We start from the raw sequence: 26,106 nt of genomic DNA, 5'->3' as shown, positions 1-26,106 counted from the left end.
GGTAGGGTCTCGGACATGCCGCCGGCCAGCCGTTCAGAGAAACCTTCGTCGATTTCTGGGAACGGCATATCCGACGAAGCCGGGCCAAGTAGGATTAACGCTCACCCAGCGGGCAGCGGGCAGCGGGCAGCGGGCAGCCGAAGGCCGGGAGGGCGTAAGGGGGGAGGCGTCCGTGCCGTTCGCGGTGCGGTCGGCCACCGCCCTGCATCGGCTGCTCGACGTACTGCCCGTCTTCGCCGGGGACCCCCGAATCGTACGGCGTTTCACCCTCGTGCCCGGGTCCGACTTCGGGGTCGATGCCCTCGCCGCCATCGAGCGTTCCGGCGCCCGGAGGATCCCCTGGGCCGAGGCCGTCGCCCGTACGCATCACCTGATCCTCGCCGGCGCTCCCAAGGATGACCTTCATCTGCTGCGTGGCGGACCTCGCGTGCTGCTGCCGCACGGGGCCGGGTTCAACAAGACGATCAGCGGAGAGGGTTCGGGCGATTCGGCGTCCGGGTTCGACCGGGCGTATCTGGAGCGGGACGGTCGGCTGCTCGCCGGTCTGTACGCGCTCGCGCACCCCACCCAGGTGTCGCGGCTCGACGCCGAGTGCCCGCCTGCCGCCCGTCGTGCCGCTGTGGTCGGCGATCCGACGCTCGACCGGATGCTGGCGTCCCTGACCCACCGCGACCGGCACCGGGCCGCGCTCGGCACCGGCGGGCGGCGGCTGGTGGTGTTCACGTCCACCTGGGGACCGGAGTCTCTGCTTGCCCGGCGGCCGGGGCTGGTCGCGGAAGTGGCGGGGGATCTGGCTTGTGACGAGTACCAGTTGGCGCTGGTCGCCCATCCCAACGTACACAGCGAGCGCGGTCTCCTCGACCTGCGCGAACGGCTCGCACCCGCCGTCTGCGCCGGGCTCGTCCTGGCCCGGCCCTACGAGGAGTGGGCGGCGGTGATCGTCGCCGCCGATGCCGTGGTCACCGATCACGGCTCGACCGCGCTCTACGCCGCCGCCCTGGACCGCCCGATCCTCGCCGCCTGCGACGGTGGCGGCGAACTGATCGGCGGCAGCCCGATGGCCGAGCTGCTCGCCCGAGTGCCCCGGCTGACGTCGCCCGCGGACATCGCGCTCGCGATCGCCGCCCATCGGCCAGGTTCGGGGCGCGCCCTCGCCGCAGCCGCCTTCGCCGAGCGCGAGCAGGGGCGGGCGGTGGAACGGCTGCGCGGCGAGCTGTACGCGCTGCTGGGCAGCATGGAGCCGCCCGGCAGCCCGCCCGACGAGCGCACACTGCCCGCGCCGGCAGCAGCAGGCTCGCCGATTCCAGCTCGTCCAGGGCGTCGTCGGCGGCTGCCGGGCCGTGGACGTCGCCAAGGAGGGCCGCCGCCGGTCCGGGAGCCGTCGAGGGGCCGGGGTGCACGGCCAGCAGGCGGTAGAGGCGGGCCGCGTCGGCGGTCAGGTCCCGGTATGCGGCGTCCCATGCGCCTTCCCCCATGGACAGTCCCCCTCCTTGCAGCTCGGCGGCGAGTTCCTCGACCAGGCGAGGGAGGGGGCGGCGGCGGTGCTTGCGCACCCATCTCGCGGCCACGTGCAGGGCGGCGGGCAGGCCGTCGCAGAGGAGGCCGAGGCGGTCCGCCGCCGCGGGCTCAGCGGCCAGTCGCGGGTCGTCGACCACACGGTGGAGCAGGCGCAGCGCGTGCGGGGCGGCGAGCGGGGCGAGGGGGAGTTCGATGAGGGCGTCGCCCTCGATGTCGTAGAGGCGGCCGTGGCTGATGACAACGGCCACACTGCCGGCGGAGGCGGGTAACAGGCCCTCGGTCCCGTACCGCACGTTGTCGAGGATGACGACCAAGCGTTTCGCCTGCGTACGTTCCCACCATTGCTTGCGGCGGCCGGCGAGGGAGGGGGCCAGCCACGCCGGTTGCACGCCGAGCGGACGGAGCAACTCCGCCAGTATGTCCGTGAGTTCCGCTCCGCCCTCGCGCCGGTGGTCGTCCAGGTCGACGTAGAGGATGCCGTCAGGGCAGCGCGCTTCGTCCTGGAGTGCGCGGGCCAGTCGGCGGGCGAGTGCGGTCTTGCCCACGCCGCCGATGCCGCTGAGTGCGACAAGCAGGGGGCCTTCGCAGCCGTCTTCGCCGCCTCGGGCCAACTGGAGTACGGTCGCCTGCTCCGCTTCGCGATCCTCGAAATACTGCGTTACGGGAGGCAGTTGACAGGGCGGCGGCTCTGCGGGCGCCGGCGCTTCGTGCACGTGGAGTTCGCCGACACTCCCCGCCTGTACGAGAGTTCCGACCCTGGCGTGCCCGCCCAGCGTATTCCGCGTCTCGTCGGCCACGCACCCGACTCTAGACCCACAGCCCTGGTGTCGGTGCGGGTTAACGGCCTGGTGCGCGATAGGGGGCGGAGCAGCCCGCGGCGTCGGATGCGGTGCATCGCAAGGCGGCGGAGCGTCCTCATAGCGGAGCTATGAGGGAGTTTCGCCAACGCGGCGAGGTGCCGTAGCAGGCGTCGCGGGCCCGTCCCCTATCGCGCACCAGGCCGTAAGGTAACGCGGCGGAGGGGTGGACTGTGGGTGACGCTTGGCTGCGGGTGCCGGTGGGGGCGGACGCCTCTCGGTGGGTGACGCGGGGCGGTGTACGGCGGGTGCTGTTCGTCGCGCACAACGTAACGTCGGCGACGCGGCTGCTCGACGTACTGCCGCTCTTCGAGGACGATCTCGACGTACAGTGCCTCGCCACCTGCACCGGGTCCTCGCCGTTTCTCGACGGGGTGCCGGAGTTGCTGGCGGGGGCGGGGTTGCCGGTCCTGCCCTGGCGCCAGGCCACGGACCTGGCCGCGGAGATCGATCTGGTCGTGAGTGCCAGCTACGGCGGTGAACTGCATTATTTCGAGGGCAGGTTGGTCGTTCTCTCGCATGGCGTTGGCTACAATAAGAGGCTGGCGATACCGGATACCGGATACCGGATACCGGATACCGGATACCGGATACCGGATACCGGATGGCCGGGTGACGGTGACAGCGACCGTTCCGGCGGTGGCGTCGACGTCGCTCCCGTCTTCGGGCTCGGTGCCCAGTGGCTGCTCCACGACGGCAAGCCGCTGGCCACGGCAACCGTCCTGTCCCATCCCGAGCAGCTCCAGCGGCTGAGCCTCTCCTGCCCCGAAGCCGCCCCCACCGCCGTCCTCGCCGGCGACCCCTGCTTCGACCGGACACTCGACGCCCTCCCCCACCGGGAGGCCTTCCGGCGCCGCTTGGGGGTGGCGGACGGGCAACGGCTCGTCGTACTGAACTCGACGTGGGGGCCCAGGTCTCTCTTCGGGAGCGAGGCTCTGCCGTGGGTACTGGACGAACTCAGCAGCCGGCTCCCCGTCGACACCTACCGGGTGTGCGCCGTCCTGCACCCCAACATCTGGCACGCCCACGGGCCCGGCCAGGTCCGACGGTGGTTGCGCACGGCGCAGGAGTCGGGTGTCCTCCTGGTGCCCCCGCTCGGCGCGTGGCGGCAGGCGCTGGTCGCCGCCGACTGCGTCATCGGCGATCACGGGTCCGTCACCTTCTACGCCGCCGCCCTCGGCCGGCCTGTTCTCCTTGGCGCGTTCCCCGAGCAGGATCTCGACCCGGGCTCCCCCGTCGCCGAGTTGGGGCGTACCGCGCCGCGGATGCGCCCGTACGCCGAACCTCTGCGCGCACAGCTGGACCGCGTGATCGACGACTACGTGCCGGGGAGGTACGACCACCTCGCAGCACAGACGACATCGGCCCCCGGCAAGTCCGCGGCGCTGCTGCGGCAGCTCTTCTACCGGCTGATGGACCGGGCCGAACCGCACCGGCCGGCGCTGCTGGAGCGGCTGGGTGCGCCCGGCGAGCGCCTGGCCCCGGCCACCCGGCCGCTGCGTGTCCTCACCCGCGTGCACGATGCGCCGGTCGGCGGTGACGGCCTGCCGGAGGTGAGGGTGGCGCGGTACGCGTGTCCGGACGCCGAACCCCCGGACACCGTACGGGCCGACAGCGCCCACAGCGCCGTACCCGAGGAGACCCGGGACACGACCCGCCTCTCCCTCGCCGACCTGGTGCTGGGGTACGGGCCCGAGCACCCCGAGGCATGGGCCGGCGAAACCCTGCGAAGGTTTCCGTACGCCGCCATGGCGGTGGCCGTGACGGGCACCGGCGCCTGTCTGGTGCGTACGCACGACGGCACAGTGTGCACCCTTCGGGCGTCATCCGGCGAAGACGGCCGCCCGGATCTGTGCGACCCGGCCGCCTCCGCCTCCGCCCTCTACGCGTGGCTGGACAGCGGCCGGAGCCTTGCCGCCGTGGCCCTGGCCGGCCTGACGGTGGTGACGGGGCAGCGGCGTCACCATGTCGGGGTCACCGTCAGCTCCCCGTTGGCCCCGTGACCTCCAGGGCTTCCAGCCGGGCCCGGACCACCGCCGCCCCGGGGGCGCCCGTCCGCTCGTGGTGGGCGAGTGCCTCCGTGAGGAAGCGGCGTACGGCGGCCGGGTCGTTCGCCGCCCGGGCCCGCAGTTCCGCGATGTCGGCCTGCTGGACCACCGCCTGCTCCGCCGCCATCCGCGTGGCCGCCCTCGCCAGCCATGCCTCGGCCTGTTCCGGACGGCCGGCGGCGAGAGCCGTCTCACCGAGGCTCGTCAGCACGCGGGCCTCGTTGTAGGGGTCCGGCAGGCGCCGCATCAGCTCGCCCGCCCTCTCCAGCATGGCCGTCGCCTCGTCGTACGCTCCGAGACCGCTCAGCGCGCGCCCCAGATGGTGTTCGAGCAGGGCTCGCGCGCGCGGGTCGTCGGTGAGGTCCTGCGCCCGGCGGAAGCAGTCCGCCGCTTCTTCGTACCGCCCCCACTGCAGGCGGACCAGGCCGAGCGACTCGACGGCGGTCGCCTCACCCCGCCGGTGGCCGGTCCGCCGGTCCGATTCCGCCGCGGCCTCGAACTCGGTCTCCGCCTCCGCGAAACGCGCCGCCCCCAGGTATCCGAAGCCGAGCTGCGCGTGCATGCGTCCCAAGGCCTCCGGCACGTCAGGGCAGCGGGCAGCCGCTGCCACGCCCAGCCGGTGCGTCGCGATCCACTGCGCGTGGAACCCCTGTCGCAGATACAGCGCCCACAGCGTCTCGCACAGCTGCCAGGTCAGCTCGTCGTGCCCGTACTCCGCTGCCGTACGAACCGCCTCCGCCAGGTTCTCGTGTTCCTCGCCCAGCCAGGCGAGCGCATCGGCGGGCCCGGAGTACGCGGCCGGCTCTGCGGGGCGGGCGTATGCCGGGCCGAGGTGCCAGCGGCCGGGGATGACGCGGGCGTCGGCGGCCGCCGCGGAGTCGACGTACCACAGCAGCAGTCGCCGAACGGCCGCAGCGGACTGCGCCCGGCCGTCCTCCCGCAGCGCACGCTGCTCGGCGTGGGCGCGGATCAGCTCGTGGAAGCGGTAGCGGCCGGGGGCCGTCTCGTCGAGGAGGTGGACCTCCGCCAGCTCTTCGAGCAGCTCGGACGCCTGCGAGGCGGGAACGCCGGTGAGCGCCGCGGCGGCCGGGCCGCTGATCGTCGGCCAGGCGCGCAGCGCGGCGAGGCGGTAGAGGCGGGCGGCTTCCGGCGTCAGGTCGGTGTACGAGGCGTCCGCGACGCCTTCCAGCGGCTGAACGTCCGATTCCGGTTCCCTGTGGTCTTTCATGCCCTGCTCCATGTCCTGTCGCTGCTGCTGCCAGGTCAGGTGGGTCCGTACGGCCATCCGCTCGGCCGCTACGCACAGCGCGAGCGGCGAACCGCCGCAGTGCCGGGCGACGGCCGCCGCCCCTGTCATGTCACGGCCCGGTGCGATGCGGGCGAGGAGCTGCTCGGCGTCCTGGGATGCGAACGGTCCGAGCTCCATGTGGTGGGCCCCGCGCTCCCGGATGAGCCGGGCGAGGCGGTGACGGCTGGTGACGAGGGTCAGGGAGCCCGGTCCGGTGGGAAGCAGGGGCAGCACCTGGGCGACGGAGTGCGCGTTGTCGAGGATGGTAAGGACGCGCAGCCCGGCGGTGAGGCTGCGGAACAGGTCCGTTCGGCCGTCCTCTTCGGCGGGGATCCAGCGCTGGTCGATACCCAGCCGCCGCAGAAACCGGTCGAGGGCCTCGGACGAGGTGAGGGCGGTGGCGGTGGAGTCGCCGCGCAGATCGATGTGGAGCTGAGGGCCGTCGTAGTGGCTGCTCAGGGACGCCGCCCAGTGCAGGGCGGTCGCCGACTTGCCGATGCCGCCCGCGCCGGAGAGCACGACCACGTCCGGGGCGCCGGTCTCCGCGTCCACCAAGGCCGCGAGCCGGGCTAGTTCACTGCGGCGGTTGGTGAAGTGGCGGGTGGGCGCGGGTAACTGCCGGGGTACGGGCCAGCCCGGGATGCGTACGGGCGACGGGGCTTCATGGAAGGTGATGGCGCCGATGTGCTGAGCCTGCACGCTCGGGCCGTACACAGTCCCGCTCACATCGTTGCGTACCGCTTTAGGTGTCAACTCTGCTTCCATCAGGCCCCCTTCAGACGGCTGCGTCCCTCCGGACCGACGAGACTACCGGGCCCGTCGGGCATCGAGCAGTGGCTCGTCAGGCATCGAGCAGTGCGGTCAGGGCGCCCACCGGATCCTGGTCGGGGGCACCTGTCGGCCACCAGTCGTCGGTGCCGGGGTCGGATTCGTACGGATACCAGCGGTCGTCGTGGCCAAGGCGCAGCTGGATGCCGCGCTCCGCGTCGCTGAGGTGGTTGCGGTGGGGGCGCAGGCGGGGGAGGTCGGCGGCGGCGAGGGCCGGGCGGGCCCGGTCGAAGGGGCCGGCCGGCGGGTCCCAGGGCGATTCGAGTACGGACAGGCCGGTCAAGCCGCCCTGTTGCCAGGCGGCTACCGCACGGGCCAGGTCGGTGGGGGTGCGGCCGGTCGCCGAGGCGAGGGAGGCATACAGCTTGCGGGTGGCGGCGGTCAGGCCCGAGCCGGGCTGGGCAGCGGCGAGGCGGACGGCGTCCTGCCACTGCGTCAGCGTCCCCACCGGGTCGGCGCCGGTGGTCAGGAGCGTGTGGGCGCGGGCTGCCGCGTCCGTCACCAAGAGGTCGAGGGAGAGCGGGTCGGGCGCGCCGCGTGTGCCCGGGTACGCCCCGGACGCGTGGCCGGGGTGCGCAGGCGCGGGCATGGGGGCCGGGAGCGGCGGGAGTGTGCGCGGGGCCAGCGCGGCGCTGGCCGGGACGCCGGGGAAGGGCGGCGGCGTGGGCTTCTCGCGGGCGCCATGGGCGGCGTTGCGCCGGGCGAGCTCGTCGAGGACATCACGCTCGGCGCGGCCGCGCGCGAGCAGCAGGACGAACGGGTCGGTGTCCAGGAGACGAGCAGTCTCGTAACAGAGGGCGGCCGCGTGCTTGCAGGGGTGACCGTCGTCCGGGCACGAACAGGACGGCAGCAGGTCCCCGGCGCGTCCGGGCAGCAGCTCCACTCCCACCTCGGCCGCCGACTCCACCAGCGAGTGCGGCATGTCCTTGTCCAGCAGGGCTGCCATGTGGGACGGGTCGGCAGCCGCCATGTCCAGAAAGCGCTCCCAGTCGTCGTCGGAGAGCGTGCGCAGGCGGATCTCCGTGCGGTACGGGCGCAGCCGGCTCCCTCTTACGTACGAGACGATCCGCCCCGGCGTGACACTGATCGCGCCGACGTTTCCGCCATCGGCGTACGCACGGCCGCGCGCGAGGCGGGCGGGGTCCAGCGACAGCGATTCGAGGGCGTCGACCCAGGCGCTGCCCCACCAGCTCGCGCTCCCGCTCATGGCTGCCACGACTGCCTCCGCAGCGACACCAGGTCGGCCAGCTCGCGGTCCGTGAGCTCGGTCAGGGCCGCTTCTCCGCCGCCCAGGACCGCGTCCGCCAAGGCCCGCTTGGATGCGATCAGTTCGGCGATGCGGTCCTCCACCGTGCCCTCCGCGACCAGGCGGTGGACCTGCACCGGCTGCGTCTGGCCGATGCGGTACGCGCGGTCGGTGGCCTGGTCCTCGACGGCCGGGTTCCACCAGCGGTCGTAGTGGATGACGTGGGCGGCCCGGGTGAGGTTCAGTCCGGTACCGGCGGCTTTGAGGGAGAGCAGGAAGACGGGGACCTCCGCCGACTGGAAGCGGTCCACCATCTCCTCGCGACGGGCGACGGGGGTGCCACCGTGCAGCAGCTGGGCGGGAATGGCGCGGGCCGTCAGATGGTCGGCGAGGAGGCGGGCCATCGTCACGTACTGCGTGAAGATCAGGACCGAGCCGTCCTCGGAGAGGATGGTGTCGAGCAGTTCGTCGAGCAGTTCCAGCTTGCCCGAGCGACCGGCGAGACGCCTGGTGTCCTCCTTCAGATACTGAGCGGGATGGTTGCAGATCTGCTTGAGGGAGGAGAGGAGCTTCATGACAAGGCCCCGGCGGGCGATGCCCTCGGACGCCTCGATGACCGCCATGGATTCGCGTACCGCGGCTTCGTAGAGGGACGCTTGCTCGCGGGTCAGGGAGACGGCGTGGTCGGTCTCCGTCTTGGGCGGCAGCTCGGGGACGATGCCGGGATCCGACTTCTTGCGGCGCAGGAGAAAGGGCCGTACGAGACGGGCGAGCCGCTCGGAGGCGTCGTCGTCCTCACCGCTCTCGACGAGGCGGGCGTGACGGGCGCGGAACGCCTTGAGGGGGCCGAGCAGACCGGGGGTCGTCCAGTCGAGCAGTGCCCAAAGCTCGGAGAGGTTGTTCTCGACGGGGGTGCCGGTCAGTGCGATGCGGGCGGGGGCCGGGATGGTGCGCAGCGCCTTCGCCGTGGACGAGTACGGATTCTTGACGTGCTGCGCTTCGTCGGCGACGACCATGGCCCAGGTATGGGCTGCCAGTTCAGGTGCGCTGGTGCGCATGGTGCCGTACGTCGTCAGGACGAAACCGGCGTCCGGGCCGTCGGCGGTGTCCTGGCCGCCCAGGGTGCGGGTGGCGCCGTGGAAACGGCGGACGGGGACGCCGGGGGCGAAGCGGGTGATCTCGCGCTGCCAGTTGCCGAGGAGGGACGCGGGGCAGACGACGAGGGTGGGGGCGCTGCGTGCGCGGCGGAGGTGGAGGGCGATAACCGTGATCGTTTTACCGAGGCCCATGTCGTCGGCGAGGCAGCCGCCAAGGCCGAGCGAGGTCATCAGGTCCAGCCAGGCGAGGCCGCGTAGCTGGTAGTCGCGCAGGGTGGCGTCCAGACCGGGCGGCTGGGCGAGGGGCGCGGCGTCCGCACCGGCCGGGTCGGCGGTGAGGCGGTCGCGGAGGCCCGCGAGAGCGCCGACGGGCACCGCCTCGACCTGCTCACCGTCGACCTCGGCGCTGCCGGTGAGGGCCACCGCCAACGCGTCGACCGGCTCCAGCAGGCCCAGTTCACGCTTGCGCGCCTTGCGGACCAGCGCCGGATCGACGACGACCCACTGGTCCCGCAGCCGCACGATCGGGCGGTGCGCCTCGGCGAGAGCGTCCATGTCGGCCTCGCTGAGCGGCTCGCCACCGACGGCCAACTGCCAGCTGAAGGCGAAGAGTTCCTGGGCGTCGAAGAACGAGGTGCCGTCGGTCGCCGAGCCGGGTGCGGCACGGACGACGGCTGTGGCGGTGAGCGTACGGGCAAGCTCCCTGGGCCAGTGCACGGGAACGCCGGCGGCGCCGAGCCTGGCCGCTGCGGGGCCCAGCAGCTCATACAGCTCGTCCTCCGAGAGCGGCAGTACGTCGGGAACTGTGCGCTCCAGGAGCCGGCCGAGCGGGGGCCACACCCGGGCCGCGCGGCGCAGGGCCAGGACGGCGTCGATGCGGGCGCGCGGGCCGAAGCCTTCGCTGGCGCCGCCGGACCACAGGGCCGCGGCGTCGATGACGTGGGTCGGGTCGGCGAGGCTGTGCACCTGGACCAGGGCGGTCCCGGCCCGGCGGGGCTCGCTGCCCAGTTCGTGGTGCTCGTTGTGGTGCTCGTGCTCGTTGCGCGGATCGCTGTCGAAGAGTTCGAACTGCGACAGGTCGAGGCGCAACGACACCCGCACCCCCGCGTCCACCCCGGCCGCCACCTCCGCGGCCCACTCCCGCAGGCCGGGCAGGTGCTGAGCACCCTGGGCCGCGAAGGGGGCGCCCACGGCGTACGCCGCCGACGGGGTGCGTGGCAGGGTGTCGGCGACCGCGTCGAGGAACGCCTTGACCAGGGCCTCTGGGTCGGGGACCTGGAGGGGGGTGCGACCCGGGAGCGGAACCGCGTGCGCCTCCGGGGGCATCGCCGCCGCGATGGCCCGTACCTGGGCGATGTCGTCGGCGTCGAGGGGGCCGGCCCGCCAGGCGTCGCAGTCCCCGTCGGTCAGCCCCGGCAGCAGCCGGCCCCGCGCGGCGAGATGCAGGGCATGCAGCGCGGCGGCGCCCCAGCAGCGGGCAGCGGGGTGAGCGGCGGGGTCCTGGCGGGCGCGGGCGAGCAGCGGCAGGGCGTCCTGGACGGACAGGAGGACGGCGGGGACGGTACGGCGGCGGACAGCGGTGCCCGTGATGCCATGCCGGCGCACGACCGTGATCTCCGTGGTGGCGCCGGGCAGGGCGTCGCCGTCGGGTGCCCACAGGGCGACTCCGCCCTCGCGAGGCAGCGCGGCGGGAAGGAAGACCGCGGCGGCCCGGCGGGTGCGATCCGAGGCGGCGGAGGGCCCCAGCAAGCGGTGCATCATGGTCCCCCGTCCCGATCGTGCGGTTGTGTCCTTGTCGTTGATCGAGTCTACGGTCGGGGTCTGACAACGGGTTTCGGGACGGCTACCCAGGGGGCGCGGCGGGGTGCCCGCGGGGCGTGTACGGGGGGACGTGTAGGCGGGGGGACGTGTACGCGGGGCGGGCGGGTGCCTGCGGCGCTCTCCCCTACCCGCCCCCTCCCGAACCATGGCTCCGCCGCAGGCCCCGCTCCTCAAACGCCGGAGCGCTGAGTGGTTGCGGGGGGGGGCCTGGACGGCGGGCGCACTTCAAGACCAGGGCCGCCCCTTCGCCGCGCCTCAATCCCCCGCGCCCGGCCGCCCCGCGCCGAATGTCAGGGAGCCGACCGTCTTCGCCTGGACCACTGGGCCGTGCTGGACGCCCCCGCTGATCGAGTTGTGCACGTCGCCCTCACGTGCCCCGGCCTCACGCGCCGCCCCGGCTTCACTCGTCCGCGTCAGCTCGTCGAGCAGCGCTCGCAGTTCCGCCGCGGCCGCCGGATCGGCCACGAGCGTGCGCCGCAGGCGCGTGCGCCACTCCGCCTCCACGTCCGCCGCCGTCTGCTCGTCGCCCGCGTCCCGCGCCGCTGTCAGTTCGCCGCGCGAAACCTCCAGCTCCCCCTCGACTGCGTCTTCGTCCGCCGCCGTACCCGACGCCGACCGGGAGAAGATCGCTGCGACGCGGCCCCGCGCATGGGACCACGAGTCCGTCACCATCTGCTGGACGAGCGCCGTGGCCCCCGCCGTCGCCAATGCCACCAACTCGGCTTCCATCGCGCCCCCTTGTCCTCGGCTGTCACCGCGGCCGCCTCCGCGTCCGCTCCGCTCCACCGTAGTCGGGACCGGGGCCTGTCCGGCACTAGCTAGGGGCTGTCCGGTCGATCTCCGCGGCGTCGCGGGGCGTGGCACGCACGCCCCCAAGGCCTTAAGGGCCAGGGGGACCCCCTCCGGCGTTGTCGTCGGTCGGCGACGCTCCGCGTCGCCTCCCTCCTCCGCCTTGCAGCTGCACGCACCACGCCCCGCCCCTTCTCCCACGGAGATCGACCGGACAGCCCCTAGGCCAGCCGGCGTCGTACCAGCGCGGGCAGCTCCGCGGTGCGGTGACGGCGGGTCCAGGCGATGACGGCGAGCGGCACCATCACGATCAGCGGCGTTGCCGCGTTCTGCCCGTCGAACGCGAGGACTTGGGTGACGAACGCCCCGACCATCAACGCGCTGAGGGCGATGGCCGAAACCCCGGCCAGGGCGGGGATCAGCAGAGCGATCGCACCGGCCAGCTCCAGCGCCCCGACGAGGTACATGAACCAGTCACCGAAGCCGATCGTGTCGAAAATCTCCGTCGCCGAGGAGTGGCCGACCAGCTTGGGACCCGCACTGGGGACCGCGAAGAACAGCGCCAGCAGGACCTCGAAGATGCGCACCGTGACGTACATGCGCCGACTCGGCACCGCTACGGCGGCGGCGGGTACGTCTACGACGGCGCGGGCGGGGGTAGCGGTTGCCTCGGACATCTCGTTCTCCTCTGGAAGCGGCGGTACGCGTGCTTGCGGAGATACAGACCGCGCCGCTCCCCGGAACTCATCGCCAATTGCCGGAGGACGGGGCGAGAAGCCTAAAATTGGTTCAGCGGAAGAGGCGATGCCACATGATCATGCGAACCGGGAGTGAACCGAGCACCGCACGCAGCCCCCTCCGGCTGCGGCTGGGGCTGAGCATCTGGGGTCTGCTGTGGGCCGTCGGCGGCGCAGCCGCCTTCGGTGCGGCCGGCCGTACCGGCTGGGCCGTCGCCTGCGGCTGCCTCGCCGTCGTGGTCGCCGTCGACCTGATCATGGTCGTACGCCACATCCGTCAGGGCCCGCACTTCCAGCCCGGCCGTGACATCCCGCCGTACGAACCTCCGGGCCACTGACCGGACCTGGCCTGACAGGAACTGAAGTGACCAGACCTGGCCTGCCCGCCGCTCACTCCTCGTCGTCGAACCGGGCCGCCGCAAGGTACTCCGGCTTCGGATCCAGCGCCGCAGCGAGCCTGAAATGCCGTATCGCCTGGTCGCTCCGCGCCCCGCGCTCGTAGGTGCGCGCCAGGGCGAAGTGAGCGAAGGCGTTGTCTGGTTCTCGTTCCAGAACGAGCTGGAACTCCATTTCGGCCAGACGCAACTGGGCCGCAGCGAAGAAGGCACGGGCGCGCAGCAGGCGGGCCGCCGTGTTCTCGGGATGGGCCGCGATGACCGAATCGAGGAGCTTCACGGCTCCGCGCGGATCACGTGCGGCGAGCAACTGCTCCGCCGCGCGGTAGTCGATGATGTGAGTCTCGGGGCTCGGGCTGCTTTCGGGCACGCCGGTATCCTTCCGCTCGCCTCAGTCTTTCCAACCGCCCCGGCAGCATGCCCTATTCCACTGCCTGACCACGAGGCCGGCCGTCGCGCCAGGTCAGGCAGCCGGTGGCGTGGCCCGCCCGGTCAGATCCGCCCAGACCTCGCGTACCTGGGGCTCCAGAGCGGCCAGCGGCCCATCGTTGTCGATCACCAGGTCCGCGATCGCCAGCCGCTGCTCGCGGCTCGCCTGGGCGCTCATCCGGGAGCGGGCCTCGTCCTCGGTCATGCCGCGCAGTCGCACGAGCCGCTTCAGCTGCGTATCCGGCGACGCGTCCACGACCACCACCAGGTCGTAAAGCGGCGCGAGCCCGTTCTCGGTCAGCAGCGGTACGTCGTGGATGACCACGGCGTCCTCGCTCGCACCGCGCTCCAGCTCCGCCGACCGCGTCCCCACCAGCGGATGCACGATAGCGTTCAGCGCCGCCAAGCGGTCGGGGTCGGCGAAGACGACCGAGCCGAGCTTCGGCCGGTCAAGCGTGCCGTCCGCGCCCAGGATGTCCTGCCCGAAGGCTTCGACGACGGCCGCGAGCCCCGGCGTCCCGGGCTCGACGACCTCCCTCGCGATCCTGTCGGCGTCGATCAGCACCGCCCCGTACGAGACGAGCAACAGCGACACTTCGCTCTTTCCGGCGCCGATACCGCCGGTCAACCCCACCTTCAGCATGCCCCGAAGCCTAGGGCTTCCCGGCTCCTGGGGTTCCTGGCCCCCGGGTTGCCGGCCCCTCGGGTTCCCTGCCCTAGGCTTCGCCCTCACGCTCCGCCAGGAAGCGTTCGAATTCGAGGCCGATCTCCTCGGCCGACGGCAGGTCGACAGGCTCCGCGACCAGGCTGCCGCGCGTTGCCGCGCCGGCCACCGCGTCGTACTGGTGCTCCAGACCCTGCACGAGCGAGACGAGGTCCTCGTCACCCTCACCCACCTGCCGGTCGATCTCGTCCTGGGTGCGCTGCGCATCGGCGCGCAACGCGTGTGCGACGCCCGGCAGCACCAGTCCGGTAGCCGCCGTGATCGCCTCCAGCGCGGTAAGCGCGGCGTCCGGATACGAGGAACGGGCGACGTAATGCGGCACGTGCGCCGCGACTCCGAGCACGTCGTGACCGGCGGCGGCGAGCCGGAACTCGACGAGCGACTCCGCGCTGCCAGGCACCTGCGCCTCGTCGAACGGGCTGCGATGACCGGGCATGAGATCGGTGCGGTTGCCGTGCGGGGTGATACCGACAGGACGGGTGTGCGGTACGCCCATGGGGATGCCGTGGAAGTTCACGGTGAGCCGCACTCCGAGACGCTCGACGATCTGCCGTACAGCGACTGCGAAGCGTTCCCATTCCACATCGGGCTCGGGCCCCGAGAGCAGCAGGAAGGGCGCTCCGGTCGCGTCCTGGACGAGCCTGACGTCGATGACCGGGGCCTCGTACTCGGACCACCGGTCACGCCGGAAGGTCAGGAGCGGGCGGCGGGCACGGTAGTCCACCAGCCTGTCGTGGTCGAAGCGGGCCACCACCTGGTTCGGCAGGGTGTCAAGCAGCTTTCCGACGATCTGCTCGCCGGCCTCACCCGCGTCGATGTAGCCGTCGAAGTGGTAGAGCATGACCAGTCCGGCCGATTCCTGCGCGAGCGCCGTGTCGACGGCGGCCACACCCTTCGGCTCCCACTCATACAAGTCCTGCGGATCCAGCACGATTACCGCTCCTCCTCGTGTTCCTAGGGGAGAACGTGCCGTGGGGCATGGGCATTCCCCGTCCCGGGCGTCCCTTCGTCGGGTGTCCTTGTCGGCAACAGCAGTAAGGCCCACTCCCCAGGGGGAGTGGGCCTTACTTTCAGCCAGTTACCAGTTGGTGGTCAGAGCGTCAGCTCTGGCCGCCCGCCAGCTTCTCGCGGAGCGCGGCCAGCGCCTCGTCCGACGCCAGGGCGCCGGAGTTGTCCGCCGACTCCGAGGAGTAGGAGCCGCCACCGCTGCCGCCGGAGGCAGCCGGGGCGCCGGCGGCCGGGGCTGCAGCGCCCTCGGCAGCGGCGGCCTCGTCGGCCTCGCGGGACTTGATGACCTGGGCCTGGTGCTGCTCGAAGCGCTGCTGCGCCTCGGCGTACTGGCCCTCCCACGCCTCGCGCTGGGTCTCGAAGCCCTCGAGCCAGTCGTTGGTCTCGGGGTCGAAGCCCTCGGGGTAGATGTAGTTGCCCTGGTCGTCGTACGACGCGGCCATGCCGTACAGCGTCGGGTCGAACTCGACCGAGGCCGGGTCGGAACCGAACGACTCGTTGGCCTGCTTCAGCGAGAGGCTGATACGGCGGCGCTCGAGGTCGATGTCGATGACCTTGACGAAGATCTCGTCGTTGACCTGGACGACCTGCTCCGGGATCTCCACGTGGCGCTCGGCCAGCTCGGAGATGTGGACCAGACCCTCGATGCCCTCGTCGACGCGCACGAACGCACCGAAGGGAACGAGCTTCGTGACCTTACCGGGAACAACCTGCCCGATCTGGTGCGTGCGGGCGAACTGCTGCCACGGGTCTTCCTGCGTCGCCTTGAGGGACAGCGAGACGCGCTCGCGGTCCATGTCGACGTCGAGGACCTCGACGGTGACTTCCTGGCCGACCTCGACAACCTCGGAGGGGTGGTCGATGTGCTTCCAGGAGAGCTCGGAGACGTGGACGAGACCGTCGACGCCACCCAGGTCCACGAACGCACCGAAGTTGACGATCGAGGAAACGACGCCGGAGCGGACCTGACCCTTCTGCAGGGTCGTGAGGAAGGTCTGACGGACCTCGCTCTGGGTCTGCTCAAGCCAGGCACGGCGGGACAGGACCACGTTGTTGCGGTTCTTGTCCAGCTCGATGATCTTGGCCTCGAGCTCCTTGCCCACGTAAGGCTGGAGGTCGCGGACGCGGCGCATCTCGACGAGCGACGCCGGCAGGAAGCCACGGAGGCCGATGTCGAGGATGAGTCCACCCTTGACGACCTCGATGACGGTGCCGGTGACGATGCCGTCCTCTTCCTTGATCTTCTCGATCGTGCCCCAGGCGCGCTCGTACTGCGCGCGCTTCTTGGACAGGATGAGACGGCCTTCCTTGTCCTCCTTCTGGAGAACAAGAGCCTCGATCTCATCGCCCACGGAGACGACCTCGTTGGGGTCGACATCGTGCTTGATGGAAAGCTCGCGGGAGGGGATGACGCCTTCGGTCTTGTAACCGATGTCGAGCAGGACCTCGTCCCGGTCGACCTTCACGATGACGCCGTCGACGATGTCGCCGTCGTTGAAGTACTTGATCGTCTCGTCGATCGCGGCGAGGAAGGCTTCCTCGTTACCGATGTCGTTGACCGCTACCTGCGGGGTGGTGGAAGCGGTGGTCTCGGTGCTGCTCGTCATGTGGGTAAGGGCTCCGGTACGGACAGTAAGTCGTAGGTACTGCTACGCCGGGAGCCCGTATCGCACCTGATGAAGCCGGACAGCCTTGGAGGCGCACTTTCGTGGAACGGAAAGCGCCTCGACAACCGAGGGGACATACAACCGATGCAAGCGCAGCCTGCTCTGTCTGAGGTGCGCAGGCTCGCAGCGCAACTTGTAGCATACGGGGGCAGCCGGGCAGGGTCAATGCGCGAAGGCGCACACCCGGGGCGGATCGTGCCATACCCGGCGCAACTCGGGACGGGCGAAGCCGCCCCGGCCGCACCCCACCGTGCGGGTACGGGCTCGGGCGAGCGTACGCAGACGAAACAGACGGGCGCAATGAGCCACAGGGAAGACGCTTTCCGGTACGAAGGCGAGCCTGGCGGGGACCACGCCGGCGACAGTGACGAGGCCGAGGCGACCCGGCGTGCGGCCGGTGAGGCGGAGAGCAGCCGGGCCAGCCAAACCTGGTGGGACCGGAACGCGGACGAGTACCAGAGCGAGCACGGATCGTTCCTGGGTGACGACCGTTTCGTGTGGGGCCCGGAAGGGCTCGACGAGGCCGAGGCCGGCCTGCTGGGGCCCGCCTCCGCACTCAAGGGTCTGAACGTTCTGGAGATCGGCGCGGGAGCCGCCCAGTGTTCACGCTGGCTCGCCGCCCAAGGCGCGCGTCCCGTCGCCCTGGACCTCTCGCACCGGCAGCTGCAGCACGCATTGCGCATCGGCGGGGGTGTTCCCCTGGTGCAGGCGGACGCGGGAACGCTCCCTTTCCGGGACGCGTCCTTCGACCTCGCGTGCTCGGCGTACGGCGCGGTGCCGTTCGTCGCCGACCCCGCGGACGTCTTCCGCGAGGTGCGGCGCGTTCTGCGGCCCGGCGGACGGTGGGTCTTCTCCGTCACCCATCCCGTCCGCTGGGCGTTCCCTGACGAGCCCGGCCCCGAGGGCCTTTCGGTCGCCGCGTCCTACTTCGACCGCACCCCGTATGTCGAACAGGACGACCAGGGACGCGCCGTTTACGTGGAGCACCACAGAACGGTCGGCGACCGGGTAAGGGACGTGGTGGCCGGCGGTTTCCGCCTGGTCGACCTGGTCGAGCCCGAGTGGCCGGCCTGGAACAGCCAGGAGTGGGGCGGCTGGTCCCCGCTGCGCGGAAATCTGATCCCGGGAACGGCGATTTTCGTCTGCGTACGAGACTAGGGACGTGATCCGCACCGACGCCCTGGGGCTCCTTCCCGTACGTACCGCTGTGCCCGCGTTGGAGCGTGCCCTGAACGCGCACGGAACCGCGGTGCTGTGCGCGCCGCCGGGGACGGGAAAGACGACCCTGGTGCCGCTCGTGCTGGCCGGACTGCTCGACGGTGGTGCCCCTGTGCGCAGGGTCGTCGTCGCGGAACCGCGGCGGATCGCCGCGCGGGCCGCGGCACGACGCATGGCGTGGCTGCTGGGCGAGAGCGTCGGGGGGCGCGTGGGCTTCACCGTGCGCGGGGAGCGCGTAGTGGGGCGCGGGACGGTGGTGGAGGTCGTGACCACCGGTGTGCTGCTCCAGCGTCTCCAGCGCGACCAGGAGCTGTCCGGCGTCGACGTCGTCATGCTCGACGAGTGCCACGAGCGGCACCTGGACGCGGACACGGTCGCCGCGTTCCTCCTGGACGTACGGGCCACCCTGCGCCCGGAGCTGCGACTGCTGGCCGCGTCCGCGACCACGGACGCCCAGGGCTGGGCGAGGCTGCTGGGCGACGCCCCGCCGGGCGCCCCCGTCATCGAGGCGCAGGGCGTCTCGCATCCGGTGGAGACGGTATGGGCGCCGCCCTCCCGCCCGGTGCGCCCGCCGCACGGCATGCGCGTCGACCCGGCCCTGCTCACGCATGTGGCCGCCGTGGTGCGCAGGGCGCTCGCCGAGCGGGAGGGCGATGTGCTGTGCTTCCTGCCGGGCGTGGGTGAGATCGCGCGCGTGGCGGGGCAGCTGGGCGCCACGGGTGATCTGGGCGCCGAGGTGCTTCAGGTGCACGGGCGGGCGCCGGCGGCCGTGCAGGACGCGGTACTCGCCGGTTCGGCCGGGCCGCGCAGAGTGGTGCTGGCGACCTCCGTGGCCGAGTCGAGCCTGACCGTGCCCGGCGTGCGGGTCGTGGTGGACGCGGGGCTCGCGCGTGAGCCGCGTACCGATCACGCACGCGGCCTGAGCGCGCTCACCACCGTGCGGGCCTCCCGGGCGGCCTCCCGGCAGCGGGCGGGGCGCGCCGGGCGCGAGGCGCCGGGGACGGTGTACCGGTGCTGGGACGAGGCCGACGACGTACGGCTACCGCGCTTCCCCTCCCCCGAGATCAAGGTCGCGGACCTCACTGCGTTCGCACTCCAGGCGGCGTGCTGGGGCGACCCGGACGCGAGCGGCCTGGCCCTGCTGGATCCGCCGCCGGGAGGCGCCATGGCGGCGGCGCGTGCCGTGCTGGCCGCGATCGGCGCGGTGGACGGCTCCGGTCGCGCCACGGAGCGCGGTGTGCGGATGGCGCGCGTCGGCCTGCACCCCCGGCTCGCGCGGGCGCTTGTCGACGGCGCACGGCAGGTCGGCGTGCGCCGGGCGGCCGAAGTGGTCGCGCTGCTGAGCGAGGAACCTCCCCGGGAGTACGGCGACGACCTCACCGCGGCCTGGCGTACGGCCGCACGCGGGAACGACGCGTACGGCGCGCGCTGGCGCCGGGAGGCGAAGCGTCTGGCCTCGGCGGCAGACGACGGCGCACCGCCCCCCGCGCGTGGCGGGCCGGGCGCGGGATCACGGTCGCCGGCGGACGACGAAGTGGCCGGGCTCGTGGCCGCGCTCGCGTTCCCCGAGCGGGTGGGCAGGGCGCGCGGCGAAGGCGGCTTCCTCATGGCCTCCGGGACCGGCGCCGAGCTGGGCGAGGGGTCGCGGCTGCGCAGCGCGCCGTGGCTGGCCGTCGCCGTCGCCGACCGACCCGTGCATGCCGCCTCCGCGCGCGTACGCCTCGCCGCCGTAGTCGACGAGAGCACGGCCAGGCTGGCCGCCGAGCATCTGCTGGTCTCCGGCGAGGAAGTGCGCTGGGAGGGCGGCGATGTCGTCGCCCGGCACGTGGAGCGGCTGGGCGCAGTCGAGTTGACCGTACGTACGCTCAAAAACCCCGGTGCGGAGCGTGTACGGGAAGCGCTGCTTGACGGGCTGCGGCGCGAAGGCCTCGGCCTACTGCGCTGGACGCGCGACGCGCAGGGGCTGCGCGAACGCCTCGCCTTCGTGCACCGGGTGCGGGGAGCGCCGTGGCCGAACGTGTCGGACGCGGCGCTTACGGAGCGTTCCGGGGAATGGCTGGAGCCCGAGCTCTCGCGGGCGCGCCGGAGGTCCGACCTGGGCCGCATCGAGGCGGGGCAGGCCCTGAACCGGCTGCTGCCGTGGGCGTCCGGCGACGCGGCCCGGCTGGACGAGCTGGCACCGGAGCGCATCGAGGTGCCGAGCGGGTCGCGCATCCGGGTGGACTACGGCGGCGGGCAGCCCGTACTGGCGGTGAAACTGCAGGAGATGTTCGGCCTGGCCGAGACCCCACGGGTGGCGGGTGTACCGGTGCTGGTGCATCTGCTGTCACCGGCCGGGCGCCCCGCGGCCGTCACCGCGGATCTGGCGTCGTTCTGGGGTGACGGATACCGCTCAGTGCGGGCCGAGTTGCGGGGCCGCTATCCGAAGCACCCGTGGCCGGAGGACCCGGCCACGGCGGCCCCCACCCGGCACACGAAGGCGCGGGCGTCCGGATCCGGACGCGGGTGAGAACCCCGGCGCCTGCACAGCGAAGCACCGACGCACCGCTGCCCCGTCCGGAACACGGGTCCTGACGGGGCAGCGGCAGCGGAGAGTTACGCCGAGGGTTTCGTGGCGGGGGTGGAGTCCGCCGGGTCCGTCGGGTCCGTTGAGGGGTCGGCGCCCGGGTCGGGGGAAGAAGGGGCGGTGGCGGCCGTGACGGTCAGATCGACTGTCAGGACCACACCGTCGGCCGTCGTCAGACGCAGCTTGTAGGTGCCCGCGCTGCCGTCGGTGTAGATCTTCGGCAGCGTCACCAGGCCGTGGGCGTCCGACGTGAAAACGGTGAGCGTCCGGAGTGTCTTGCCTTCGGCGTCCTTGAAGTACGGGCCCCTGTCGTTCTCCACGGGCTTGTCGGCGCCGGTGACCAGCGTCGCGGTCACCGCGACACCGGCGGCGGCCTTGCCCTTGTACGTCGCCTTCACCTCGACGAGACCGGCGAAGGATCCGCCCGTCTCGGCCTTGAGCTCCTCTTCGGAGGTACGGGCGAGCACGTCAGCCTGCGGAGCCGGAGCGGGCTTGGCCTTGACGGTGGCGCCGAAGTCCGTCGCCGGGGCGGTGGTGCCGAGAGCCTTGGCACGGATGGTGAACGTGCCGGTCCGGCCGCCCGCGCCGAGCGCGGGGGCGGTGGCGATGCCGTCGACGCCGGTGGTGACGGTGACGCGGGTCGCGGCGCCGGGGAAGCGCGCCTCGGTGGCGCCGACGATCTGGAACTGGACCTGGGCGGCGGCAACGATTTTGCCCGCCGACGTCTTGGCCCGTACGCGCAGCCGGTCCGTGAACTTCTCGCCCTCGGTGGCCGACACGCTCCGGGCACCGATCCGCTCCAGTGCGGCGACGGACGCCGGCGGCTTCGGCGGGTCGGGCTTGGCCGGAGGCTTCGTGGGTGGCGGGGTGCCGGTGCCGCCGCCCGGCTTGCCGGGATCGGTGGGCTTGCTGGGGTCGGTGGGCTTGCTGGGGTCGGTGGGCTCCGTGGGCTCCCCCGGATTGCCGGGCTCACCGGGGCTCGTGGGAGGCGGGCCGGCCGGGGTGGTGGGAGGCGTCGGCACCCCCGGTGCGGCCCCTCGCCGCTCATCGCTGCCACCGCCGCTACCGCTGCCCCCGCCGCCGCCGCCGGGCACCGTGCTGACCGGCAGGACACCCGATCCGTCCGGGACCTCGTGGCTGCCGCGCCGGTAGTAGTCGAACCAGGACAGCACCGTGCGCAGGTACTCGCGGGAGCGGTTGTATCCGAGGATCGCCTCGTCCAGCTGGCTGGAAATCGTCAAGTCACGGTTGTGCGCGCACAGGTAGCGGCCCGCGGCGAGCGACGCGTCGTAGATGTTGTTCGGGTTCTTCTCGCCGTCGCCGTTGCCGTCCTGGCCCCAGGCGGCCCAGGTGGACGGGATGAACTGCATCGGTCCGACAGCGCGGTCGTGCGTCGAGTCGTCGTCGTACGCGCCCCTGTCGGTGTCCGAGATGTTGGCGAAGCCCACACCGTTGAGGACCGGGCCGAGGATCGGCGTCAGGGTCGTCCCGTCGGCGTCGACCCGTCCGCCGCGCGCCTGGCCCGACTCGACCTTGCCGATCGCGGCGAGCAGCTGCCACGGCAGCCGGCAGCCGGGGTCGGTGCCCTTGACGGTCTCTTCCGCGCGCTTGTACGCGGCCAGGACCGTGGCGGGTATGCCCGCCTCTGCGGCGCCCGCGCCCGTGCCGGCACTGATCGGAAGGTTGACCGAAGCGCCCGGCTTGTTCGGGGTGTTCAGCGGCGGGAGGTCCGTGAAGTACGGCGAGTCACCCGCCCCCGGCGGCGTGGCAGAGGTTTCGGTGGGTTCGGTCGCGTTCGCGGCCTTCTCGCCACCGGTGTCGGCGGACGCCAACGTGCTGCCCGGCGCCTGCGAGGCGGAGAGCGCTGCGACCACGAGCGCCGCCACCGTGGTGGCCGTCGCCCCCTTGCGCAGCCTGCGATCGAATTGCACTGCCATACGTCCGGCCCCTCCGTCAACGGCTGTTCGCGCTCCCCTGCGCAAGACTCAAGCGACACTACGACAACTCCAGGCGCCGGAACACCGGGTGATGTCCGCCTGTTACTGGTTGGTCGGAAATTCACCTCCGGTCACCGGACGGCATACTGATCGCCACAGACAAGAATCAGGCCAAGGGGGGCTTTTGCCGTTCACACTCAGCCATGCCGCGGCGGTTCTGCCGGGGATCCGGCGGGACGGCACCGGGCGCGGGCCGCTGCTCGCGTCGGCGCTGGTCGCCGGATCCTTCGCGCCCGACATGACCTACTTCGCGGCCAGCGCAGTGCCGGCCGCGATGGCCTTCGGAGACGTCACGCACACCGTGGTGGGCATCGTGACGGCCGACGTACTGATCACGGCGGCACTGGTGGGCCTGTGGCTGCTGCTGCGCGAACCGCTGCTCGCGCTGGTGCCGCGTCGCCGGCAGGCCCGCTTCCACGGTTTCGTGCGCGGCCAGGACTGGACGGCCGCCCAACCGGCTTCGCTGGCCTGGCGTTTCGTCCTTTCGGCCGTCGTCGGCGCGGGCACGCACGTCGTCTGGGACTCCTTCACACACCTGGACCAGTGGGGCACGAAGGCCCTCCCGGTGCTCGGCGAAGCCGTCGCCGGATTCCCGCTGTACACGTACGCCCAGTACGGCAGCTCAGCCGTCGCGGCCGTGGCCATCGGATGGTTCGCACTCTCGGCGCTGCGCCGCCGGCCGGACGGGCCGCCACCCGCGTCCGTGCCGCCGCTGGGCACGCGCGGGCGGCGGGCGATCTGTGCGCTGCTCGCCCTGTGCGCGCTGCTCGGGCTCGTACACCGGTGTCTGCGCTGGTACGCCGCACAGACGGTGACGCTGGTCCCGCTGGACTTCGTCCCCACCGCGTGCTTCGGCGCGGGCGCCGGTCTCGCCGTCGGCCTTGTGCTGTACGCCGCCGGGATGCGGCTGTGGCTACGGCGAGACCGCAACCGGGACACGGTACGGGGCCCCGGCCCTCGGTCGCCGGACGGGCGTGATGCGGCCGACGAGTCCGCGGCGCGGGCAGGGGCTCCCGGCGCGTCCGGCGATTGAGGGCGCCCCCTGGTGAGGCGCCCTCGGGGCGGGACGAGCCCGGAGTGGGTCAGTGCGCCGCCGACTCCCAGTCCCTGCCCACTCCCACCGACACATCCAGCGGCGCGCGCAGCGTGACCGCGGCCGCCATCTCGCGGCGGACGATCTCCTCGACGCGCATCCGCTCGCCCGTCGCGATCTCCAGCACGATTTCGTCATGGACCTGGAGCAGCATCCGGGAGATCATCCCGGCTTCCTCCAGGGCCCGGTCGACGCGCAGCATGGCGACCTTGACGATGTCCGCGGCCGTGCCCTGGATCGGGGCGTTGAGCGCCATCCGCTCGGCCATCTCGCGGCGCTGGCGGTTGTCGCTGTTGAGGTCGGGCAGATAGCGGCGGCGCCCCAGCATCGTCTCGGTGTAGCCCGTGGCGCGGGCCTCCTCGACGGCACGCTGCAGATAGTCCCGAACCCCTCCGAACCGCAGGAAGAAGGTGTCCATCAGGCCGCGGGCCTCACCCGCCTCGATGTTCAGCTGCTGGGACAGACCGAACGCCGAGAGACCGTACGCCAGTCCGTACGACATGGCCTTGATCTTGCGGCGCATCTCCGGGTCGACCTGCGACTTCTCCACACCGAACACCTGGGAGGCGACGGTGGTGTGCAGGTCCTCGCCGGACAGGAACGCCTCGATCAGTCCCTCGTCCTCGGACAGGTGCGCCATCACCCGCAGTTCGATCTGGCTGTAATCGGCGGTCATCAGGGATTCGTAGCCCTCGCCGACGACGAAGCCACGGCGGATGGCCCGGCCCTCGTCCGTACGCACCGGGATGTTCTGCAGGTTGGGGTCGGTGGAGGACAGCCGCCCGGTCGCCGCGACCGTCTGGTTGTACGTGGTGTGGATGCGGCCGTCCGTGGCGATGGACTTGACGAGCCCCTCGACCGTCACCCGCAGCTTCGCCTGCTCACGGTGGCGCAGCATGATCACCGGCAGGTCGTGATCGCTCTGCGCCGCCAGCCACGCCAGGGCGTCGGCATCCGTGGTGTATCCGGTCTTGGTCTTCTTCGTCTTCGGCAGCGCCAGCTCACCGAAAAGGATCTCCTGCAGCTGCTTGGGCGACCCGAGGTTGAACTCGCGCCCCGCAGCGTCGTGCGCCTCCCCCACCGCCTGCTGCACCGCACCGGCGAACTGCTGCTCCATCGCGTCCAGATGGGCGCGGTCCGCGGCGACACCGTGCCGCTCCAGGCGGGCCAGCAGGACGGACGTCGGCAGCTCCACGTCGTGCAGCAGATCGGTGGCGCCGACCTCATCGAGGCGTTCACCGAATGCCGCACCGAGATCGAGGACCGCGCGGGCCTGCGTCATGAGGGCGTCTGCCTCGGCCTGCTCGTCCGCGCCGAACGCCAGCTGGCCGGCGGCGGACGCCGGGGCCAGCTCACGCCCCAGGTACTCCACGGACAGGGCGTCCAGCGCGAACGACCGACGCCCCGGCTTGACCAGATAGGCGGCGAGCGCCGTGTCCATCGTGACGCCGTCGACCTGCCACCCGTGCTCGGGGAAGACCCGCATGACGCCCTTGGCGTTGTGCATGACCTTCGGCTGGGCCGGATCCGAGATCCACGCGGCGAAAGCCTTGTCGTCCCCTTCGTCGAGCTGCGAGGTGTCGAACCAGGCCGCCGCGCCGTCGGCCGCCGCCAGCGCGATCTCGCTGACACTGCCGGAGCCCAGCGCCCAGGCGTCGACCGTGGCCACCCCGAGCGGCCGCCCACCGTGCGCCTCCAGCCACGGCGCGACCTCACCGGCGCCCAGCACCGTGCCGTCAATCTCGACACCGGCGGCCGGCGGCGCGGACGGCTCGGCCTGCGCCGCGCCGGGGTCGACGGCGAGCAGACGCTCACGAAGGCTCGGATTGCGGATCTCCAGTATGTCCAGGACACCGGTCAGCGCCGCACGGTCGTACGGTGCGCGCTCCAGATCCTGCGGGCCCTTCGGCAGCTCGACGTCACGCACCATCTCCGTGAGCCGGCGGTTGAGCTTCACCGCCTCCAGGTGGTCCCGGAAGTTCTGCCCGGCCTTCCCCTTGACCTCGTCGGCGCGCTCCACCAGGTCGGCGAACGAACCGAACTGATTGATCCACTTCGCCGCGGTCTTCTCCCCGACACCCGGAATGCCCGGCAGGTTGTCGGAGGGATCGCCGCGCAGCGCGGCGAAGTCCGGGTACTGCTGCGGGGTGAGGCCGTACTTCTCCTCGACCTTCTCCGGGGTGAAGCGGGTCAGCTCCGAGACCCCCTTGGTCGGGTACAGCACGGTGACATGCTCGGTGATCAGCTGGAAGGAGTCCCGGTCACCGGTGACGATCAGCACCTCGAAACCGGCGGCCTCGGCCTGCGTGGCAAGCGTCGCGATGACATCGTCGGCCTCGAACCCGTCGATCGCGAACCGGTCCGCGCCCATCGCGTCGAGCAGCTCACCGATCAGCTCGACCTGGCCCTTGAACTCGTCCGGCGTTTTTGAGCGATTCGCCTTGTAATCGGCGAACTCCTCCGAGCGCCACGTCTTGCGCGACACGTCGAAGGCCACCGCGAAATGCGTCGGCGCCTCGTCACGCAGGGTGTTCGCCAGCATCGACGCGAAGCCGTAGATGGCGTTCGTCGTCTGACCGCTCGCGGTCGTGAAATTCTCCGCGGGCAGCGCGAAGAACGCCCGGTACGCCAGGGAGTGCCCGTCCATGAGGAGCAGGCGGGGACGGTTTTCTGCGGTCTTCTTCGATGCTGTCTCTGACACGCCTCCGATCCTAGGGCGCACCACTGACAATCCGGCCCCACGCCCTGGCACTGTCAGAGGCACGTGACAGGATCGGATA

18 protein-coding genes are annotated in these 26,106 nt (G+C 72.0%); 5 read left to right on the top strand and 13 right to left on the bottom strand.

What is annotated here, in order from left to right; all coding sequences use genetic code 11:
• Positions 1–94: 94 nt before the first annotated feature.
• Together ACU6WZ_RS23060 and ACU6WZ_RS23055 are read right to left on the bottom strand one after the other, a co-directional pair.
• Complete coding sequence (locus ACU6WZ_RS23060; protein ID WP_447030075.1) at positions 95–970, bottom strand: hypothetical protein; 876 nt, start codon at positions 968–970, stop codon at positions 95–97.
• A complete protein-coding gene (locus ACU6WZ_RS23055) occupies positions 960–2,315 on the bottom strand; it encodes a hypothetical protein (RefSeq protein ID WP_447030074.1) in 1,356 nt (451 codons plus the stop codon). Before ACU6WZ_RS23055 ends, ACU6WZ_RS23060 begins: the two co-directional genes overlap by 11 nt.
• Positions 2,316–2,548: 233 nt before the next feature.
• On the opposite strand from ACU6WZ_RS23055, the gene ACU6WZ_RS23050 reads away from it, so the two are divergent.
• Positions 2,549–4,378 (top strand): hypothetical protein, encoded by a 1,830-nt coding sequence (locus ACU6WZ_RS23050; protein WP_447030073.1) that lies wholly within the window; start codon positions 2,549–2,551, stop codon positions 4,376–4,378.
• Here ACU6WZ_RS23050 and ACU6WZ_RS23045 read toward each other — a convergent pair.
• From ACU6WZ_RS23045 to ACU6WZ_RS23025, 5 genes are all read right to left on the bottom strand, one after another.
• The gene (locus ACU6WZ_RS23045; RefSeq protein ID WP_447030072.1) at positions 4,356–6,410 is read right to left on the bottom strand and encodes a tetratricopeptide repeat protein; all 2,055 of its coding nucleotides are present in this window, start codon (positions 6,408–6,410) and stop codon (positions 4,356–4,358) included. The two genes, ACU6WZ_RS23050 and ACU6WZ_RS23045, sit on opposite strands and share 23 nt — an antisense overlap.
• 142 nt (positions 6,411–6,552) lie before the next feature.
• On the bottom strand, positions 6,553–7,746 hold the full coding sequence (locus ACU6WZ_RS23040; protein WP_447034199.1) for an SWIM zinc finger family protein: 1,194 nt from the start codon (positions 7,744–7,746) through the stop codon (positions 6,553–6,555).
• Complete coding sequence (locus ACU6WZ_RS23035; protein WP_447034198.1) at positions 7,743–10,640, bottom strand: SCO1167/SCO6262 family helicase; 2,898 nt, start codon at positions 10,638–10,640, stop codon at positions 7,743–7,745. Before ACU6WZ_RS23035 ends, ACU6WZ_RS23040 begins: the two co-directional genes overlap by 4 nt.
• Before the next feature lie 318 nt (positions 10,641–10,958).
• Positions 10,959–11,432 (bottom strand): hypothetical protein, encoded by a 474-nt coding sequence (locus ACU6WZ_RS23030; RefSeq protein WP_447030071.1) that lies wholly within the window; start codon positions 11,430–11,432, stop codon positions 10,959–10,961.
• Between the two features lie 281 nt (positions 11,433–11,713).
• A complete protein-coding gene (locus tag ACU6WZ_RS23025; protein WP_447030070.1) occupies positions 11,714–12,169 on the bottom strand; it encodes a DoxX family protein in 456 nt (151 codons plus the stop codon).
• 140 nt (positions 12,170–12,309) lie between these two features.
• Between ACU6WZ_RS23025 and ACU6WZ_RS23020 the strand changes: the two genes are divergently transcribed.
• Positions 12,310–12,567, top strand: a complete 258-nt coding sequence (locus ACU6WZ_RS23020) for a DUF6343 family protein (protein WP_447034196.1) — start codon at positions 12,310–12,312, stop codon at positions 12,565–12,567.
• A 52-nt stretch (positions 12,568–12,619) separates the two neighbouring features.
• Here the strand turns inward: ACU6WZ_RS23020 and ACU6WZ_RS23015 are convergent, their stop codons facing one another.
• From ACU6WZ_RS23015 to rpsA, 4 genes are all read right to left on the bottom strand, one after another.
• Positions 12,620–12,994: a tetratricopeptide repeat protein gene (locus ACU6WZ_RS23015; protein WP_447030069.1), complete on the bottom strand. Its 375-nt coding sequence runs from the start codon at positions 12,992–12,994 to the stop codon at positions 12,620–12,622.
• A gap of 93 nt (positions 12,995–13,087) precedes the next feature.
• Entirely contained in the window at positions 13,088–13,696 is a 609-nt protein-coding gene (gene coaE, locus ACU6WZ_RS23010; protein ID WP_447030068.1) for a dephospho-CoA kinase, read from the bottom strand.
• Between the two features lie 73 nt (positions 13,697–13,769).
• Positions 13,770–14,708 (bottom strand): PAC2 family protein, encoded by a 939-nt coding sequence (locus ACU6WZ_RS23005; protein ID WP_447030067.1) that lies wholly within the window; start codon positions 14,706–14,708, stop codon positions 13,770–13,772.
• A 169-nt stretch (positions 14,709–14,877) separates the two neighbouring features.
• Complete coding sequence (gene rpsA / locus ACU6WZ_RS23000; RefSeq protein ID WP_447030065.1) at positions 14,878–16,392, bottom strand: 30S ribosomal protein S1; 1,515 nt, start codon at positions 16,390–16,392, stop codon at positions 14,878–14,880.
• A 360-nt stretch (positions 16,393–16,752) separates the two neighbouring features.
• On the opposite strand from rpsA, the gene ACU6WZ_RS22995 reads away from it, so the two are divergent.
• Together ACU6WZ_RS22995 and hrpB are read left to right on the top strand one after the other, a co-directional pair.
• Entirely contained in the window at positions 16,753–17,610 is an 858-nt protein-coding gene (locus ACU6WZ_RS22995) for a class I SAM-dependent methyltransferase (protein WP_447030064.1), read from the top strand.
• Positions 17,611–17,614: 4 nt separating this feature from the next.
• The gene (gene hrpB / locus ACU6WZ_RS22990) at positions 17,615–20,179 is read left to right on the top strand and encodes an ATP-dependent helicase HrpB (protein ID WP_447030063.1); all 2,565 of its coding nucleotides are present in this window, start codon (positions 17,615–17,617) and stop codon (positions 20,177–20,179) included.
• 86 nt (positions 20,180–20,265) lie between these two features.
• Here hrpB and ACU6WZ_RS22985 read toward each other — a convergent pair whose 3' ends face one another.
• The gene (locus tag ACU6WZ_RS22985) at positions 20,266–22,173 is read right to left on the bottom strand and encodes a lytic transglycosylase domain-containing protein (RefSeq protein WP_447030062.1); all 1,908 of its coding nucleotides are present in this window, start codon (positions 22,171–22,173) and stop codon (positions 20,266–20,268) included.
• Positions 22,174–22,357: 184 nt separating this feature from the next.
• Between ACU6WZ_RS22985 and ACU6WZ_RS22980 the strand changes: the two genes are divergently transcribed.
• On the top strand, positions 22,358–23,266 hold the full coding sequence (locus ACU6WZ_RS22980) for a DUF4184 family protein (RefSeq protein WP_447030061.1): 909 nt from the start codon (positions 22,358–22,360) through the stop codon (positions 23,264–23,266).
• A gap of 49 nt (positions 23,267–23,315) precedes the next feature.
• Here the strand turns inward: ACU6WZ_RS22980 and polA are convergent, their stop codons facing one another.
• Positions 23,316–26,027 carry a DNA polymerase I gene (gene polA / locus ACU6WZ_RS22975; RefSeq protein WP_447030060.1) on the bottom strand — a complete coding sequence of 904 codons (2,712 nt, stop codon included), beginning with the start codon at positions 26,025–26,027 and terminating at the stop codon, positions 23,316–23,318.
• Positions 26,028–26,106 lie beyond the last annotated feature (79 nt).

Source organism: Streptomyces hypolithicus (assembly GCF_052934925.1).
The sequence above is the reverse complement of the archived record's forward strand: the minus strand, read 5'-3'. Positions and strand labels throughout refer to the sequence as shown.